The 15,533-nt window shown below is 61.7% G+C and carries 12 protein-coding genes; 7 read left to right on the forward strand and 5 right to left on the reverse strand.

Going from position 1 to position 15,533, the window contains the following annotated elements; all coding sequences use genetic code 11:
- The first annotated feature begins 73 nt into the window (after window positions 1-73).
- On the forward strand, window positions 74-1,513 hold the full coding sequence (gene clcA / locus ACK3CV_RS04240; RefSeq protein WP_164039434.1) for a H(+)/Cl(-) exchange transporter ClcA: 1,440 nt from the start codon (window positions 74-76) through the stop codon (window positions 1,511-1,513).
- 89 nt (window positions 1,514-1,602) lie between these two features.
- Window positions 1,603-1,947, forward strand: a complete 345-nt coding sequence (erpA, locus tag ACK3CV_RS04245) for an iron-sulfur cluster insertion protein ErpA (protein ID WP_033649222.1) — start codon at window positions 1,603-1,605, stop codon at window positions 1,945-1,947.
- Between the two features lie 56 nt (window positions 1,948-2,003).
- On the opposite strand, the gene ACK3CV_RS04250 is transcribed toward erpA, so the two are convergent.
- From ACK3CV_RS04250 to mtnN, 4 genes are all read right to left on the reverse strand, one after another.
- Window positions 2,004-2,249 carry a hypothetical protein gene (locus ACK3CV_RS04250; RefSeq protein ID WP_033652924.1) on the reverse strand — a complete coding sequence of 82 codons (246 nt, stop codon included), beginning with the start codon at window positions 2,247-2,249 and terminating at the stop codon, window positions 2,004-2,006.
- Window positions 2,250-2,449: 200 nt separating this feature from the next.
- Entirely contained in the window at window positions 2,450-3,064 is a 615-nt protein-coding gene (locus ACK3CV_RS04255) for a TRIC cation channel family protein (RefSeq protein WP_033637131.1), read from the reverse strand.
- Window positions 3,064-3,849 carry a vitamin B12 ABC transporter substrate-binding protein BtuF gene (gene btuF / locus ACK3CV_RS04260; protein WP_489009806.1) on the reverse strand — a complete coding sequence of 262 codons (786 nt, stop codon included), beginning with the start codon at window positions 3,847-3,849 and terminating at the stop codon, window positions 3,064-3,066. The genes ACK3CV_RS04255 and btuF overlap by 1 nt, the downstream gene beginning before the upstream one ends.
- A 22-nt stretch (window positions 3,850-3,871) precedes the next feature.
- Entirely contained in the window at window positions 3,872-4,573 is a 702-nt protein-coding gene (gene mtnN / locus ACK3CV_RS04265; protein WP_164039436.1) for a 5'-methylthioadenosine/S-adenosylhomocysteine nucleosidase, read from the reverse strand.
- Between the two features lie 129 nt (window positions 4,574-4,702).
- Between mtnN and dgt the strand changes: the two genes are divergently transcribed.
- On the forward strand, window positions 4,703-6,220 hold the full coding sequence (dgt, locus tag ACK3CV_RS04270; RefSeq protein WP_164039438.1) for a dGTPase: 1,518 nt from the start codon (window positions 4,703-4,705) through the stop codon (window positions 6,218-6,220).
- Between the two features lie 180 nt (window positions 6,221-6,400).
- Entirely contained in the window at window positions 6,401-7,840 is a 1,440-nt protein-coding gene (gene degP / locus ACK3CV_RS04275; RefSeq protein ID WP_164039441.1) for a serine endoprotease DegP, read from the forward strand.
- Window positions 7,841-7,905: 65 nt separating this feature from the next.
- On the opposite strand, the gene barA is transcribed toward degP, so the two are convergent.
- The gene (barA, locus tag ACK3CV_RS04280) at window positions 7,906-10,632 is read right to left on the reverse strand and encodes a two-component sensor histidine kinase BarA (protein ID WP_033637135.1); all 2,727 of its coding nucleotides are present in this window, start codon (window positions 10,630-10,632) and stop codon (window positions 7,906-7,908) included.
- 66 nt (window positions 10,633-10,698) lie between these two features.
- Between barA and rlmD the strand changes: the two genes are divergently transcribed.
- The 3 genes from rlmD (at window position 10,699) to mazG (ending at window position 15,186) form a co-directional block, all read left to right on the forward strand.
- On the forward strand, window positions 10,699-12,048 hold the full coding sequence (gene rlmD / locus ACK3CV_RS04285; protein ID WP_164039443.1) for a 23S rRNA (uracil(1939)-C(5))-methyltransferase RlmD: 1,350 nt from the start codon (window positions 10,699-10,701) through the stop codon (window positions 12,046-12,048).
- A 9-nt stretch (window positions 12,049-12,057) separates the two neighbouring features.
- Window positions 12,058-14,289, forward strand: coding sequence for a GTP diphosphokinase (relA, locus tag ACK3CV_RS04290; RefSeq protein WP_060445925.1), 2,232 nt, complete (start codon window positions 12,058-12,060; stop codon window positions 14,287-14,289).
- Between the two features lie 102 nt (window positions 14,290-14,391).
- A complete protein-coding gene (gene mazG / locus ACK3CV_RS04295) occupies window positions 14,392-15,186 on the forward strand; it encodes a nucleoside triphosphate pyrophosphohydrolase (protein ID WP_033637138.1) in 795 nt (264 codons plus the stop codon).
- Window positions 15,187-15,533 lie beyond the last annotated feature (347 nt).

Here is a 15,533-nt window from a genome sequence, read left to right on the forward strand (position 1 = left end):
GCCCGCCGCCGGGTTGGGGTAGAATAACCGCCTTGCCTATTTGTATTACAAATTACCTAACGAATTACTCGCGATGACGGAATCACAATCACAGCCAGTCGGGACGTTGAGCCCGCGTCTTAGCCGCAGCGATGCGGTGCGTCAGTTTATTCGCCGCGATAAAACGTCGGTGGCGATCCTGGTGATGGCCGCGCTGGTGGGGACGCTGGCCGGTTTGCTCGGCGTGGCCTTCGATAAGGCGGTGGAGTGGGTGCAGCAGCAGCGGCTGGCTTCGCTGGCGCAGGTCGCCGACTCCTGGATCCTGGTGTGGCCGCTGGCGTTTATCCTGTCCGCCGCGCTGGCGGCGCTGGGCTATTACCTGGTGCGGCGCTTTGCCCCTGAGGCGGGCGGCTCGGGCATTCCGGAGATCGAAGGCGCGCTGGAGGAGCTGCGGCCGGTGCGCTGGTGGCGCGTTATCCCGGTGAAATTCATCGGCGGCATGGGCACGCTGGGGGCGGGCATGGTGCTGGGGCGCGAAGGGCCCACGGTGCAAATGGGCGGCAACGTCGGGCGCATGGTATTGGACGTGCTGCGCATTCGCGGCGCCGAGGCGCGTCATACGCTGCTGGCGACCGGGGCTGCCGCCGGGTTGTCCGCTGCGTTCAACGCGCCGCTGGCCGGCATCTTGTTCATCATCGAAGAGATGCGGCCGCAGTTCCGCTACAACCTGATCTCGATTAAAGCGGTGTTTATCGGCGTGATCATGTCGAGCGTGGTGTTCCAGCTGTTTAACGGCCAGGGCTCGGTGATCGCGGTCGACAAACTTTCTTCGGCGCCCATTAATACCCTGTGGCTCTATCTGGTGCTGGGGGCGATATTCGGCGCGGTGGGCGTGGGATTCAACGCGCTGATCTTCCGCACTCAGGATATGTTTGCGCGCCTGCACGGCGGCAGAATGCGCAATGTCTTGCTGATGGGCGGGCTGCTCGGCGGCGTGTGCGGCATTCTGGGGCTGATCCAGCCGGAGGCGGCGGGCGGCGGCTTTGGGCTGATCCCGATCGCCGCGGCGGGCAATTACAGCGTTGGCATGTTGATGTTTATCTTTATCACCCGCATCTTCACCACGCTGCTGTGCTTCGGCTCCGGCGCGCCGGGCGGCATCTTCGCACCGATGCTGGCGCTGGGTACGCTGTTCGGCACCGCCTTCGGGCTGGCGGGGGCGCATCTGTTCCCGCAGTACGGCATCGAGGCGGGCACCTTCGCCATCGCCGGCATGGGGGCGCTGTTCGCCGCCACGGTGCGCGCCCCGCTGACCGGCATCGTGCTGGTGCTGGAAATGACCGACAACTACCAACTCATTTTACCGATGATCATCACCTGCCTCGGCGCCACGGTGGTGGCGCAGCTGCTCGGCGGCAAGCCGCTGTATTCGTCGATCCTGGCCCGCACGCTGCAAAGGCAGGAGGCGCAGCTGGCGCGGGAAGCGGCGGAGAAAACAGGTAAGGAAAATACAACAAATGCGGTGAATACTTGAACGCAACACTCAGGTATCGGATAATCGTTAATATTAATCAGGCAGCCATAGTAGCGATCTGATGCTGAACAATGTTGGGAGTAAAGAGTATGAGTGATCAAACGGCACTGCCCCTGCAATTTACCGAGGCAGCAGCAAGCAAGGTTAAGTTCCTGATTGCTGACGAAGAAAATCCGAACCTTAAGCTGCGGGTTTACATTACCGGCGGCGGCTGCAGCGGATTCCAGTACGGCTTCACTTTTGACGACAAGGTCAACGATGGCGACATGACCATCGAGAAGCAGGGCGTGGCGCTGGTGGTCGATCCGATGAGCCTGCAGTATCTGGTCGGCGGCTCGGTGGACTACACCGAAGGGCTGGAAGGGTCGCGCTTCGTGGTGACCAACCCGAATGCCAAAACCACCTGCGGTTGCGGTTCGTCGTTCAGCATCTGAGTTTGCCTGTCAGAATATCAACCCGCTCGCCTTACGGCCGGCGGGTTTTTTTATGCCTACCATTCCACGAGGATCACTTCCGCCCCGTTCTCCAGCGCCGGTTGGCGGGTAATGTTCGGCTGCGCCGCCGCATGGCTGCATTCGGCCCGTGGGGCGGCGGCCTCGAGGCGCACGGCGCATTGCGGTTCAATGGTCAGGGTAACGCCGATCCGGCCGCTGACGGCATCGGCATGCGCGGCGCCACTCAGCAGGGCGCCACAGCAGGCAAGCAGGATTTTTTTCATCATTGCGGGAATAGCCATCCGTAAGCAATCTTGTGATGACTTATCGGCAAAAAGTTAAAAAGGTTTAACAGCGCGGGGAGGGGATTAACCTGCGGATAACAGAATTTTACATCGTCACTACGCTATTTATTGGGTGAAAATAATACCACCAAGCCCGTTTTTAGTCTAATAAATCACCAAATGCGGCGTTGCCAAGCGCCGCCCCACAGGGCGACGGCTCAGCGTTCGAGAATAAAGGCGGGCAATTTGAGGTGCCAGCGGATGGCCGCCAGCCGAATGGCCAGGGTGATGATCATGCCCAGCATCATGGCCTGTTGCAGCGGCATGCTGAAGGTGTAAAACGCCGTGGCGTGCACGATGCCGCCGATGATGCAGGCGGTGGCGTAAATCTCGGTGCGCAGGATCATCGGGATCTCGCGCGCCAGCACGTCGCGGATAATGCCGCCGCCGACGCCGGTGATCACCCCCATGCAGATTGCCACCAGCGGGCCGGTGCCGGCTGCGAAGGCCTTGTTGACGCCGATGCCGACGAACACCGCCAGCCCGACGGCGTCCAGCACCGGCAGCACCCACTGCGGCAGACGGCGCGGCTGGCGCACCAGCAGCAGCGTCAAGACGCAGGTGATCATCGCCACCACCAGATCGGTGGGATCCTTGACCCAGAACACCGGGCCGTTGGCCAGCGCCATGTCGCGGATGGTGCCGCCGCCGACCGCGGTGACCACGCCCAATACCAGCACGCCGAACGGATCCATGCGCAACTTGCCGGCCAGCAGTACGCCGGAGATGGCGAACACCGCCGTACCGAGAATATCCAACCAGAACACCAGCATCAGCGGATCTCCGCCAGCTGGCGGCACAGCTGCTGCGCCGCCAACAGGATGCGCGGCCCGCCGCGGTTGAACCAGTCTTCGTTCAGCGCGATCACCGGCACCTGCAGCTGCGGCGCCCAGAAGGCTTTCACATTGGCGGCTTCTTTCGCGCCGCCGGTGATGACGATGGCCTGCGGCTGACGCGCCAGCACCTGCTCGCGGCTGATTTGCGGCCAAGGGGTGCGGCTGTCGGCGAAGACGTTCTGCCCGCCGCACAGCGCCAGCACCTGGCTTTGCAATGTGGCGCCGGCGCTGGTGAACAGCGGCTGGGTGCCGAACTGCAGCAGCACGCGCCGCGCTGGGTTAGCGGCATACTGTTGTTTGAGAGCGGCGAACTGGCGGCGAAGGCCTTCCGCCGCCTGATGCGCCTGCTCCGGGTGCGGGCTGTATTGCGCCAGCTTATCCAGCAAGCCGGCGATCCCTTCGAGATTGTCGGCGTCCGCATAGAAGATCGGGATGCCGAACGCGGCGAGCTGATCCAGCACGCGCTGCGGATTGCCGCCGCGCCAGGCGAGGATCAGATCTGGCTTGAGCGCCAGCACCCGCTCCAGATTGATGCCCTGCCAGGAGGCCACCTGCTCCAGCCTGGCGGCCTGCGGCGGATAATCGGAATAGGCGCTCGCCGCCACCAGCACATCGCCCATGCCGGTGGCATAGGCGAGTTCGGTGGCGTTGGGCGCCAGGCTGATCACCCGCTGAGCGGCGCCGGCCGGCATGGCCAGCCAGAGCGCCAATAAACAGAGCATCGAGGTAAAGCGCAGCCTCACATCAACCGCGCTTGGCCAGGGTTTGCAGCATGGCGTTGACCATCAGCGTGGACTGTTTGGCCGCTACCACCAGGAACTCGTCAAAGCTCATGTGCGACTCGCTGTCGGCGACGTCGGAAATGGCGCGCACCACCACGAACGGCGTGCCGAACAGATGGCAGACGTGGGCGATCGCCGCGGCTTCCATTTCCACGGCGGCGACGCGCGGGAAGGTCGCGCGGATGCGCGCCAGCGGCTCGGCGCCGTTGATGAAGGCGTCACCGCTGCAGATCAGGCCGCGCACCGCGTGCAGATCCAGCTGTTTGATGCAGCCTTCCGCCAGCGCGATCAGCACGTCGTCGGCGACGAACGCCGCCGGGCAGCCGGCCATCTGGCCCGGCTCATAGCCGAAAGCGGTGACGTCGGCGTCGTGGTAGCGCACTTCTTCCGACACCACGATATCGCCCACGCGCAGGGTGCTGGCCAAGCCGCCGGCGGAACCGGTGTTGATCACCAGATCCGGGCTGCAGTGTTCAAGCAGCAGGGTGGTGCCCATGGCCGCAGAAACTTTGCCGATGCCGGATTTCAGCAGGGCCACCTCAACGCCGCCGATCTGGCCGGTGTAGATTTCGCAGCCCGCGCGCTGGATGGTTTGACGGTTTTCGATTTGATCGCGCAGCAGGGTGACTTCCTGCTCCATTGCGCCGATGATGCCTACTTTCATAAATAACACTCGCTGATTGGCCGTGAGAATTGCGGCATAGTCTATCATGGCTGTGTGAGAGAGATAATGCGTTGCATCCGCCGCCGGGAATTGTTATCACGGGGGCAGGGCGCAACGGCGGAGAAACAGATGTCCGGGATCGACTTCAAGCAAAAAATCAGCTTCCAACGGCCTTTCAGCAAACCGATCGAGGCCGAGGAAGAGTACGACATCGTGCGGCAGTTCGAGAGCGATCGCGGGCGCATCGTCAACTCGGCCGCCATTCGCCGTCTGCAGCAAAAAACCCAGGTGTTTCCGCTGGAGCGCAACGCGGCGGTGCGCAGCCGCCTGACGCACTCGATGGAGGTGCAGCAGGTCGGGCGCCACATCGCCAAAGAGATCCTCAACCGCTTCAAACAGGCGGGGAGAATTGATGAGCTCGGCCTCACCCGGCTGCTCGATCCGTTTGAAAGCATCGTGGAAATGGCCTGCCTGATGCACGACATCGGCAACCCGCCGTTCGGTCACTTCGGCGAGTCGGCGATCAACGACTGGTTCGCCCAACGGCTCGATCCCGGCAGCTGCGGCAGCGAGCCGGGCAGCCACGATCGCTGCCAGGTGGCGACGCTGCGCCTGCATGAAGGGGAGAGCGATCTGAACCGGCTGCGCAGCCGGATCCGTCAGGATCTCAGCCACTTCGAGGGCAACGCCCAGGCGATCCGCATGGTGTACAGCCTGCTGAAGCTCAACCTGACCTACGCGCAGGTCGGCTGCATTTTGAAATACACCCGCCCGGCCTACTGGGCGAGCGACATCCCCGCCAGCCACAGTTACCTGATGAAAAAGCCCGGCTACTATCTGGCGGAAGAGGCCTTCGTCGATCGGCTGCGGCGCGAGCTGCACATGGGCGAGTTCGATCGTTTCCCGCTGACCTATATCATGGAGGCCGCCGACGATATCTCGTACTGCGTGGCCGATCTGGAAGACGCGGTGGAGAAGAGCATTTTCACCGTCGAGCAGCTGTATCAGCACCTGATTCAGGAGTGGGGCGAAGTGGCGCCGGGCGATCTGTTCGACAAGACCGTCGCCAGCGCGTTTCGCAAGATCGATCGCGGCGGCGCGCGGCGCAGCGCGGAAGATCAGTTCTTCATGTATCTGCGGGTGTTTACCGTGGCGCGGCTGGTGCCGCATGCGGCGCAACGCTTTATCGACAATCTGGACGCGGTCTATCAGGGCAATTTCAATCAGGCGCTGCTGGAGGATTCCAGCCCGGCGTACCGGCTGCTGAAAATATTTAAAAATGTGGCGTTCAAGCACGTGTTCAACCACCCGGAGGTCGAGCAGCTCGAGCTGCAAGGCTACCGGGTGATCAGCGGCCTGCTGGACATTTACAGCCCGCTGCTGGCGATGTCACTGGCGGACTTCAGCCAGTTGGTGCGCGAGGACAGTCACCGCGCTTACCCGATCGAAACGCGCCTGTTCCACAAGCTGTCCACCAAGCATCGGCTGGCGTATGCGGAGGCGGTAGAGGGGCTGCAGCATTTATCGCCGGAGCAGCAAGCCATTCGGGAATATTATTTCCGCGCCCGTTTATTGCAGGACTATATCAGCGGAATGACCGACCTTTACGCCTATGATGAATATCGTCGATTGATGGCGGCGGAATAATTCAACTGAAGAATAATTGTCAGCAATTCCAACCGGTTGGCTGTCTCGACTTTTGTAAAGACGGACAATATTTGTTTACTATTGCCAATCATCTGTGCCGGAACTTCGGGCTATTAATTAACTCTGAATAAGCACGCAAGACGGCCATTCTTTTTGAACGACTTTATAAGAGACACACAGATGAAAAAAACCGCATTAGTTCTGAGCGCACTGGCATTCAGTATCGGTATGGCGATGGGCCCGGTCACGGCCAGCGCCGCTGAAACCGCCTCATCCAGCACCCAACAGCTGCCGAGCCTGGCGCCGATGCTGGAAAAGGTGATGCCTTCCGTGGTGAGCATTAACGTTGAGGGCAGCACCACGGTCAATACGCCGCGCATGCCGCAGCAGTTCCAACAGTTCTTCGGCGAAGATTCGCCGTTCTGCCAGGACGGTTCGCCATTCCAGGGCTCGCCGATGTGTCAGGGCGGCGAACAGCCAGGGCCGGATGGCCAGCCGCAGGGCACGCAGCAGAAATTCCAGGCGCTGGGCGCCGGGGTGGTCATCGATGCCGCCAAGGGCTATGTGGTGACCAATAACCACGTGGTGGACAACGCCAACAAGATCCAGGTGCAGCTGAGTGACGGCCGCCGTTTCGACGCCAAGGTGATCGGCAAGGATCCGCGATCCGATATCGCGTTGATCCAGCTGAAAGACTTCAAGAATCTGACGGCGATCAAGATGGCGGATTCCGATCGGCTGCGCGTCGGCGATTACACCGTGGCGATCGGCAACCCGTACGGGCTGGGTGAAACCGCCACTTCGGGCATCGTATCCGCCCTGGGGCGCAGCGGCCTGAATATCGAAAACTACGAAAACTTCATCCAGACCGATGCGGCGATCAACCGCGGTAACTCCGGCGGCGCGCTGGTTAACCTGAACGGCGAGCTGATCGGCATCAACACCGCGATCCTGGCGCCGGACGGCGGCAACATCGGTATCGGCTTCGCCATTCCGAGCAACATGGTGAAAAACCTGACGGCGCAAATGGTCGAATATGGCCAGGTGAAACGCGGCGAGCTGGGCATCATGGGCACCGAGCTGAACTCTGAGCTGGCCAAGGCGATGAAGGTCGACGCGCAGCGCGGGGCCTTCGTCAGCCAGGTGATGCCGAAGTCTTCCGCCGCGAAGGCGGGCATCAAGGCCGGCGACGTGATCGTCACCATGAACGGCAAGGCCATCTCCAGCTTCGCCTCGTTCCGGGCGGAGATCGGCACGCTGCCGGTAGGCAGCAAGATGTCGCTGGGCATTATTCGCGACGGCAAACCGGTGACGATTGACGTCACGCTGGAGCAAAGCGCGCAGACTCAGGTGGCCTCGGGCAATATCTACACCGGCATCGAAGGCGCCGAGCTGAGCAACACCCAGGCCGGCAATGTGAAGGGCGTCAAGGTGGACAGCGTGAAAGCCGGCAGCGCCGCGGCGCGTATCGGCCTGAAAAAGGGCGATGTGATCCTGGGGGTGAACCAGCAGCCGATCCAGAACCTGGGCGAGCTGCGTAAAATCCTCGACAGCAAGCCGTCGGTGCTGGCGTTGAATATCCAGCGCGGCGAGAGCCAGCTGTACCTGCTGGCGCAGTGATAGGCGTCTGGCGTTAAAAAGAAAGGCACGCTGCGGCGTGCCTTTTTGCGTTATGGCCTGAGGATTCAGGCCGGTTGCGTCAGATGCGCGCGCGCCGCGTGGATCACCAGTTCAATCTCATCCAACAGCTCCAGCCACTCCGGCTCCAGCTCGTCGTTGGTGACGCCCTGGCGCAGCTGCCGCTCGAGGTAGAAACACAGTTGCTTGAGGCGCGGCACGCCGCTGTAGCTGCAGCTGCCGTGCAGCTTATGGACCAGATCGAGGATCTCGTCGTCATGCTGGCCGTCGAGCAGCGCTTGCACCCGCTCGCGCACCTGTGGCAGGAAATCGAGCAGCATTTGCAGCAGATCGCGCGCCAGATCCGGTTTATTGGCCGCCTGACGCAGCGCCAGCGGCCAGTCGAGCGACAGCGGCGCGTCGTCGGCGACGGCGTTTTCCACGTCGCCGCTGTGGTAGCGCGACAGCACGCGGGTCAGCATTTTCTCGTCGATCGGCTTGGCCAGATAGTCGTCCATCCCGGCCTGCAGCAGGTGCTCGCGCTCGCCGCTGGCGGCATGGGCGGTAACGGCGACGATCGGCGTGGAGTTGTGATGCGGCAGCTGGCGGATCAGCTCGCTGGCGTGAATGCCGTCCATCTTCGGCATCTGAATGTCCATCAGGATCAGATCCAGCACGTTGTCGCGCGCCAGCGCCAGCGCTTCCTCGCCACTCTCGCACAGCAGGGTTTTTTCTACCTGTTCCCCCAGCAGCGTGCCGATCAGCTTCAGGTTGGCCGGGTTGTCGTCAACTGCCATCACCGTCAGCGGCAGGCGTTTACGCTCAGGCTGCGCGGTGAGGCGTGTCGGTGTCTCCATCCTGAGCAGAGGGAACAGTCGGGTGCTGGTGATCGGCTTGATCAGGCAGCCGAGCGCGCCTTGTTGTTTAAGCAGCTCGGCGTCGATCTGCGCCTGGCACGGCAGCGCCAGAATCACCCGATCGGCCAGCTTCAGCGAGGCCAGCAATTTGTCCTCGTGCTGCGCCATATTGGCGCGGAACGGGATAGGCACGCCGGCCAGCAGGAAGTCATAGTGGCCTGGCGGCAGCTGGGCCAGCGTTGGCGAGTGGGTGATCACCAGCTGCGTGACGCTGAGCATGTTGAGCGTCGCCTGCGCCGCCGTCGGGTTGGACTCGATATAGGCCAGCGTTTTGCCGTTCAGATCCGGCAGGCTCGGCGCCAGCGACAGCATGCCCTCGTTCAGATCCAGCGTGATGTGGAACCAGAAGGTCGAGCCGCGGTTTAACTGGCTGTGGAAGCAGATATCGCCCCCCATTTCTTTCACCAGCTTTTGCGTGATCACCAGCCCCAGCCCGGTGCCGCCGTGGCGCCGAGAGATGCTGGCGTCTGCCTGACGGAATGCCTGGAACAGCTGCGACTGCTGGCGTTCGGAGATGCCGATGCCGGTGTCGTGGATCTGCACTTCCACTTCCACCCGGCGATCCAGCCGTTTGCGCAGCTCGACGCGAATATCGATATTGCCGGTTTCGGTGAACTTGATGGCGTTGCCCAGCAGGTTGGTGATGATTTGCTGCAGGCGCAGCGAGTCGCCGATCACCTGCTCCGGCACGTCGTTGTGCACATCCAGCGTCAGCTCCAGCCCCTTATCGTGGGCGCTGGGCGCCAGCAGCACCACCACTTCGTCCAGCGTTTCACGCAGGGCGAACGGAATATGCTCCAGCACCAGCTTGCCGGCCTCCAGCTTGGAGAAGTCCAGCACGTCGTTGATGATGGTCAGCAGGTTGTTGGCCGAGCGTTCGATGGTCTGCAGATAGTCGGTCTGGGTCGCGCTCAAATCGGTTTTCAGCATCTGGCGGGTGAAGCCGATCACGCCGTTGAGCGGGGTGCGCAGCTCGTGCGACATGTTGGCCAGGAATTCGGACTTGATGCGCGCCGCTTCCTGCGCGCGTTTTTTCGCCAGATCCAGCTCGACGTTCTGGATCTCCATCTGCTCCAGGGTTTCACGTAGGTCGGAGGTGGCCTGATCGATGTTCTGCTGCATCTCTTCGTGATAGGCGGTCAGCGACATCGCCATCGAGTTGATGCCGTTCTTCAGCATGTGCAGCTCGCCGAGCATGTAGCCCTCCACGCGGCTGTCGAGCTGGCCGCGGCGGATACGGTCGACGGTATTCACCATGTTGCGGATCGGGCCGGTCACGTCGCGCATCAGCCGGTAAGCGAACAGGATGGCGATGCACATGCACAGCAACAGCAGCAGGGTGGAGACGAACACCTCTTTATATTGCTGCAGCCGCACCGACTGCAGATCCAGCTCGATCGCCACATAGCCCAGGTTGTTGTCGGGGTGGCTACCGCCGTCGGCGGTTTCATCCGGATACTGGCTTTCCGACAGGATCGGCGTGCGCAGGATCAGCGAATCGCCGCGTCGGGTGAGCATCAGCTCAGTGGGCAACGGCACGCCTTTCGGCAGCTGCAGCTGAGCGAAGTTGTGGTGATAATTGGAGGTGACGAACAAATTGTTCTGCGCATCGAACACGGTGATCGAACGCACGATGTCCGAATGGCGGCGGTGCAACAGACTGACCAACTGCCTGACCGATTCGCGGCTGCGGAACGTCATGCCGTACTCGCTGGCCACCGCCAGCGGCTCGATGATGCTGGCGCCGGCGTCGACCAGTTGCTCCTGCAGCTCGTTATAGCGGTGCACCACGAAGAAGGTGCTGAGCAGCAAACCAATCAGCAAGGTCGGGGCCAGAATCAGGATCATCATGCGCGCACGCAGGCTGTATTTGGTCATGGGATTCCAATGTGGGAGAATTGACAGCTGACACTAGCTTAATGAACCAGCACACAATCGACAAATATGGCGCAATTCTACTCTCCCAAACGCCGCGTGACGACCCGGCAGAGCTCACAAATCTTCACCGTGACGGTGAGCGATCTCGATCCTTTCGGACAGGGCGTGGCGCGCCACGACGGCAAAGCGGTGTTCGTGCCGGGCGTATTGCCGGGCGAGCAGGCGGAAATCCAGCTGACCGAAGATAAGCGCCAGTTCGCCAAAGGCAAGCTCAAGCGCCTGCTGAGCCGCAGCCCACAGCGGGTGGCGCCGCGCTGCCCGCATTTCGGCGTGTGCGGCGGCTGCCAGCAGCAGCATGCGGATGAGGCGCTGCAACAGCAGAGCAAGGCGGCGGCGCTGGTGCGCATGATTGCCCGCGAAACCGGGGTGACCCCGCAGCAGGAGCCGGTGATCGCCGGCCCGGAATACGGCTATCGCCGTCGCGCCCGCCTGAGCCTGGCGTGGCAGCCCAAGCCGCAGCGCCTGATGATGGGCTTTCGACAGGCGGCCTCCAGCGAGCTGGTGGCGGTGGAGCACTGCCCGGTGCTGCGGACGGAGCTGGAACGGCTGCTGGCGCCGGTGCGCGCCTGCCTGAGCGGGCTGCAGGCGGTACGGCGACTGGGGCATGTAGAGCTGGTGCTGGCGGATAACGGCCCGCTGCTGGTGCTGCGCCATCTCGACGCGCTGAAAGAGGCGGATCGGCAGGCGCTGTTGGCGTTTGGCGAGCGGGAAAACCTCGCCGTTTACCTGGCGCCGGACAGCGATCGCGTGGAAAAACTGTGCGGTGACACGCCGTATTATCAGGTTGACGGGCTACGCTTAGACTTCAGCCCGCGCGACTTTATTCAGGTCAATGACGCCGTAAACCAACAAATGGTGGCGCAGGCCCTTGAATGGCTCGACATTCAACCCAATGATCGGGTGCTGGACCTGTTCTGCGGCATGGGCAATTTTACCCTGCCGCTGGCGCGCCGCGCCGCTGCGGCGGTGGGCATCGAAGGTGTTGCCACGCTGGTAGCGAATGGGCAATATAATGCACATAAGAATAAGCTGAATAATGCATCGTTCTTCCACGAGAATCTGGAGGACGACGTTGCGCGGCAACCTTGGGCAGCACAAGGGTTTGATAAGGTGATGCTGGATCCCGCCCGCGCCGGTGCGGCCGGGGTGATGTCACACATTGTAAAACTGGCGCCGGCGCGGGTGGTGTATGTTTCCTGTAACCCCACCACGCTGGCTCGCGACAGCAAAGTGCTGTTGAGCGCCGGTTATCGTCTTGCGCGCGTGCGGATGTTGGATATGTTTCCGCACACGGGGCATCTTGAATCAATGGCGCTGTTTATCAACGAGCGCGCGCCAGAGGTCGCTGCAAAGTAGGGAGAAGTTATGGTTGCGGTAAGAAGTGCACATCTGAATACGGCGGGTGAGTTCGCTCTCGATGAGTGGATAGCCGGCTTGGGGCTACCTAACCCGCAGTCATGTGAGCGATTGGCCGCAACCTGGCGTTATTGTGAGCAGCAGACCCAGAATCACCCCGACGCCTCGCTGCTGCTGTGGCGCGGCCTGGAGATGGTGGAAATCCTCTCGACGCTGAGCATGGATAACGACAGCATGCGCGCTGCGCTGCTGTTCCCTCTGGTGGACGCCGACATCGTGCAGGAAGAGACCCTGACCGAAGCGTTCGGCAAGGGCATTGTCGCGCTGGTGCACGGCGTGCGCGACATGGACGCCATCCGCCAACTGAAAGCCACCCAAAACGACTCGATGGCCTCCGAACAGGTCGACAACGTGCGCCGCATGCTGTTGGCGATGGTGGAGGATTTCCGCTGCGTGGTCATCAAGCTGGCGGAGCGCATCGCCCACCTGCGCGAGGTGAAAGACGCGCCGGAAGACGAGCGCGTGCTGGCGGCGAAAGAGTGTTCCAACATCTACGCCCCGCTGGCCAACCGGCTCGGCATCGGCCAGCTGAAGTGGGAACTGGAAGATTTCTGCTTCCGCTACCTGCATCCGGAAGAATACAAGCGCATCGCCAAGCTGTTGCATGAGCGCCGCATCGATCGCGAACAGTTCATCGACGACTTCGTTGCCGGGCTGCGCGCCGAAATGGCCAGCGAAGGCATTCGGGTGGAGATCTACGGCCGGCCGAAACACATCTACAGCATCTGGCGCAAGATGCAGAAAAAGCACCTGGCGTTCGACGAACTGTTCGACGTGCGCGCGGTGCGCATCGTGGCGGAGCGCCTGCAGGATTGCTATGCGGCGTTGGGCATCGTGCATACCCACTTCCGCCATCTGCCGGACGAGTTCGACGACTACGTCGCCAACCCGAAACCCAACGGCTACCAGTCTATCCACACCGTGGTGCTGGGGCCGCGCGGCAAAACCGTCGAGATTCAGATCCGCACCCGGCAAATGCATGAAGACGCCGAGCTGGGCGTGGCCGCGCACTGGAAGTATAAAGAGGGCGCGGGCGTGACCGTGCGCTCCGGCTACGAAGAACGCATCGCCTGGCTGCGCAAGCTCATCGCCTGGCAGGAAGAGATGGCGGACTCCGGCGAGATGCTCGACGAAGTGCGCAGCCAGGTGTTCGACGATCGGGTGTATGTGTTTACGCCGAAAGGCGACGTGGTGGATCTGCCGGCCGGCTCCACGCCGCTCGATTTCGCCTACCACATTCACAGCGACGTCGGCCACCGCTGTATCGGCGCCAAGATCGGCGGCCGCATCGTGCCGTTTACCTATCAGCTGAAGATGGGCGATCAGATTGAGATTATCACCCAGAAGCAGCCGAACCCGAGCCGCGACTGGCTGAACCCGAACCTGGGCTATGTCACCACCAGCCGCGGGCGCTCGAAGATCCACAACTGGTTCCGCAAGCAGGACCGCGACAAGAACATTCTCGCCGGCCGCCAGATGTTGGACAACGAACTGGAACACCTCGGCATCAGCCTGAAAGAGGCTGAGAAGCTGTTGATCCCGCGCTACAACATGAACTCGCTGGACGAGGTGTTGGCGGCGATCGGCGGTGGGGACATTCGCCTGAACCAGATGGTGAATTACCTGCAGGGCAAGTTCAACAAGCCGAGCGCCGAAGAGCAGGATCGCGAGGCGCTGCGCCAGCTGGTGCAGCAGAAAGCGCCGCCGCCGGCCCGCAACAAGGACAACGGCCGGGTGGTGGTGGAAGGCGTGGGCAACCTGATGCACCACATCGCCCGCTGCTGCCAGCCGATCCCGGGTGACGACATCGTCGGCTTTATCACCCAGGGGCGCGGTATTTCGATCCACCGTGCGGACTGCGATCAGCTGGTCGATCTGCAATCGCACGCGCCGGAGCGCATCGTCGACGCGGTATGGGGTGAAAGCTACTCCAGCGGTTATTCGCTGGTGGTGCGCGTGATGGCCAACGATCGCAGCGGGCTGCTGCGCGACATTACCACCATTCTGGCCAACGAAAAGGTCAACGTACTGGGCGTCGCCAGCCGCAGCGACACCAAGAAGCAGTTGGCCACCATCGACATGGATATCGAAATCTACAACCAGCAGGTGCTGAGCCGGGTGCTGGCGAAGCTGAACCAGCTGCCGGACGTGATAGACGCCAAGCGTCTGCACGGCAACTAAGCCCACATCGCCTTTCGGGCCGTATCAATAGCGGATGCGGCTCGAAATCCATGAATTCGGCGGGCGCTCCCCTGCGCCCCCATGCTTTCTCAGGGATTTTTTATGACCCAATCCACTCCGCTGCAGCGTCTGCTGAACATCATGAAAACGCTGCGCGACCCGCAGAGCGGCTGCTCGTGGGACCGCAAGCAAACCTTCGCCACCATCGCGCCATACACGCTGGAAGAGACTTACGAAGTGCTGGACGCCATCGAGCGGCAGGACTACGCCGATTTGCGCGACGAGCTGGGCGACTTGCTGTTTCAGGTGGTGTTCTACGCCCAAATGGGGCAGGAGCAGGGGCTGTTCGATTTCGATGAGGTGTGCACCGCCATCAGCGACAAGCTGGAGCGGCGTCACCCGCACATCTTCGGCGACGCTGAGGGTGGAGACAGCGAAGCCGTGGCGGCGCGCTGGGAGCAGTTGAAGGCCGGCGAGCGCGCCGAAAAAGCGTTGCACTCGGTGCTGGACGACATTCCGCAGGCGCTGCCGGCGTTGATGAAAGCGCACAAGATCCAGAAACGCTGCGCCTCGGTCGGCTTCGACTGGAACACCCTGGGCCCGGTGCTGGACAAAGTGTACGAAGAGATCGACGAAGTGATGCACGAAGCCCGCCAGGCGGTGGTCGACGAGAGCAAGCTGGAAGAGGAGATCGGCGATCTGCTGTTCGCCACGGTGAACCTGTCGCGCCATTTAGGCCACAAGGCGGAGAACGCGCTGCAGGCGGCGAACCGCAAGTTCGAGCGTCGCTTCCGCCAGGTGGAAGCCATCGTCAAGCAAAGCGGGCTGCGGCTTGAAGACGCCACGCTGGAGCAGATGGAAGAGGCCTGGCAGCAGGTGAAACGCCAGGAAAGCTGAATCGCCGCGACAATGTTGATCGCCGACAAGGTTCGCTCAAGCTGAAACGGTTAAGCTTTCGGTCAGGTTAGAGGCGCATGGCTGCCGGCGGCAGCAAAAGGGCAACAAACTGAAATCTAAGGCGTTTTATCGCTCCTGAGGGGCGGTAAAAAGAAATTTTCTCTGCTAACTCTTTGTTTTACCTGGAGGGTTTATGCGGCGCCGGCGGAGTAAACCCTGATGAACACGGGAGGGCGGCCGAGATGATGGACAGCAAAACGATCGTTTGTAGGTCAGGAGAGGTTCGGGTATACTACTTTCCCGTCCTGGTTCTTCCATCGTCTTTAAACCTAAACTCTCAGGTTCAG

The sequence above is a fragment of the Serratia sp. TSO36 genome (genome assembly GCF_057808395.1).

Excerpts from the sequence above, each read along its gene's own strand:
- clcA (WP_164039434.1), top strand. The coding sequence starts at position 74 with ATGACGGAATCACAATCACAGCCAGTCGGGACGTTGAGCCCGCGTCTT.
- erpA (WP_033649222.1), top strand. The coding sequence starts at position 1,603 with ATGAGTGATCAAACGGCACTGCCCCTGCAATTTACCGAGGCAGCAGCA.
- ACK3CV_RS04250 (WP_033652924.1), bottom strand. The coding sequence starts at position 2,249 with ATGGCTATTCCCGCAATGATGAAAAAAATCCTGCTTGCCTGCTGTGGC.
- ACK3CV_RS04255 (WP_033637131.1), bottom strand. The coding sequence starts at position 3,064 with ATGCTGGTGTTCTGGTTGGATATTCTCGGTACGGCGGTGTTCGCCATC.
- btuF (WP_489009806.1), bottom strand. The coding sequence starts at position 3,849 with ATGCTCTGTTTATTGGCGCTCTGGCTGGCCATGCCGGCCGGCGCCGCT.
- mtnN (WP_164039436.1), bottom strand. The coding sequence starts at position 4,573 with ATGAAAGTAGGCATCATCGGCGCAATGGAGCAGGAAGTCACCCTGCTG.
- dgt (WP_164039438.1), top strand. The coding sequence starts at position 4,703 with ATGTCCGGGATCGACTTCAAGCAAAAAATCAGCTTCCAACGGCCTTTC.
- degP (WP_164039441.1), top strand. The coding sequence starts at position 6,401 with ATGAAAAAAACCGCATTAGTTCTGAGCGCACTGGCATTCAGTATCGGT.
- barA (WP_033637135.1), bottom strand. The coding sequence starts at position 10,632 with ATGACCAAATACAGCCTGCGTGCGCGCATGATGATCCTGATTCTGGCC.
- rlmD (WP_164039443.1), top strand. The coding sequence starts at position 10,699 with ATGGCGCAATTCTACTCTCCCAAACGCCGCGTGACGACCCGGCAGAGC.
- relA (WP_060445925.1), top strand. The coding sequence starts at position 12,058 with ATGGTTGCGGTAAGAAGTGCACATCTGAATACGGCGGGTGAGTTCGCT.
- mazG (WP_033637138.1), top strand. The coding sequence starts at position 14,392 with ATGACCCAATCCACTCCGCTGCAGCGTCTGCTGAACATCATGAAAACG.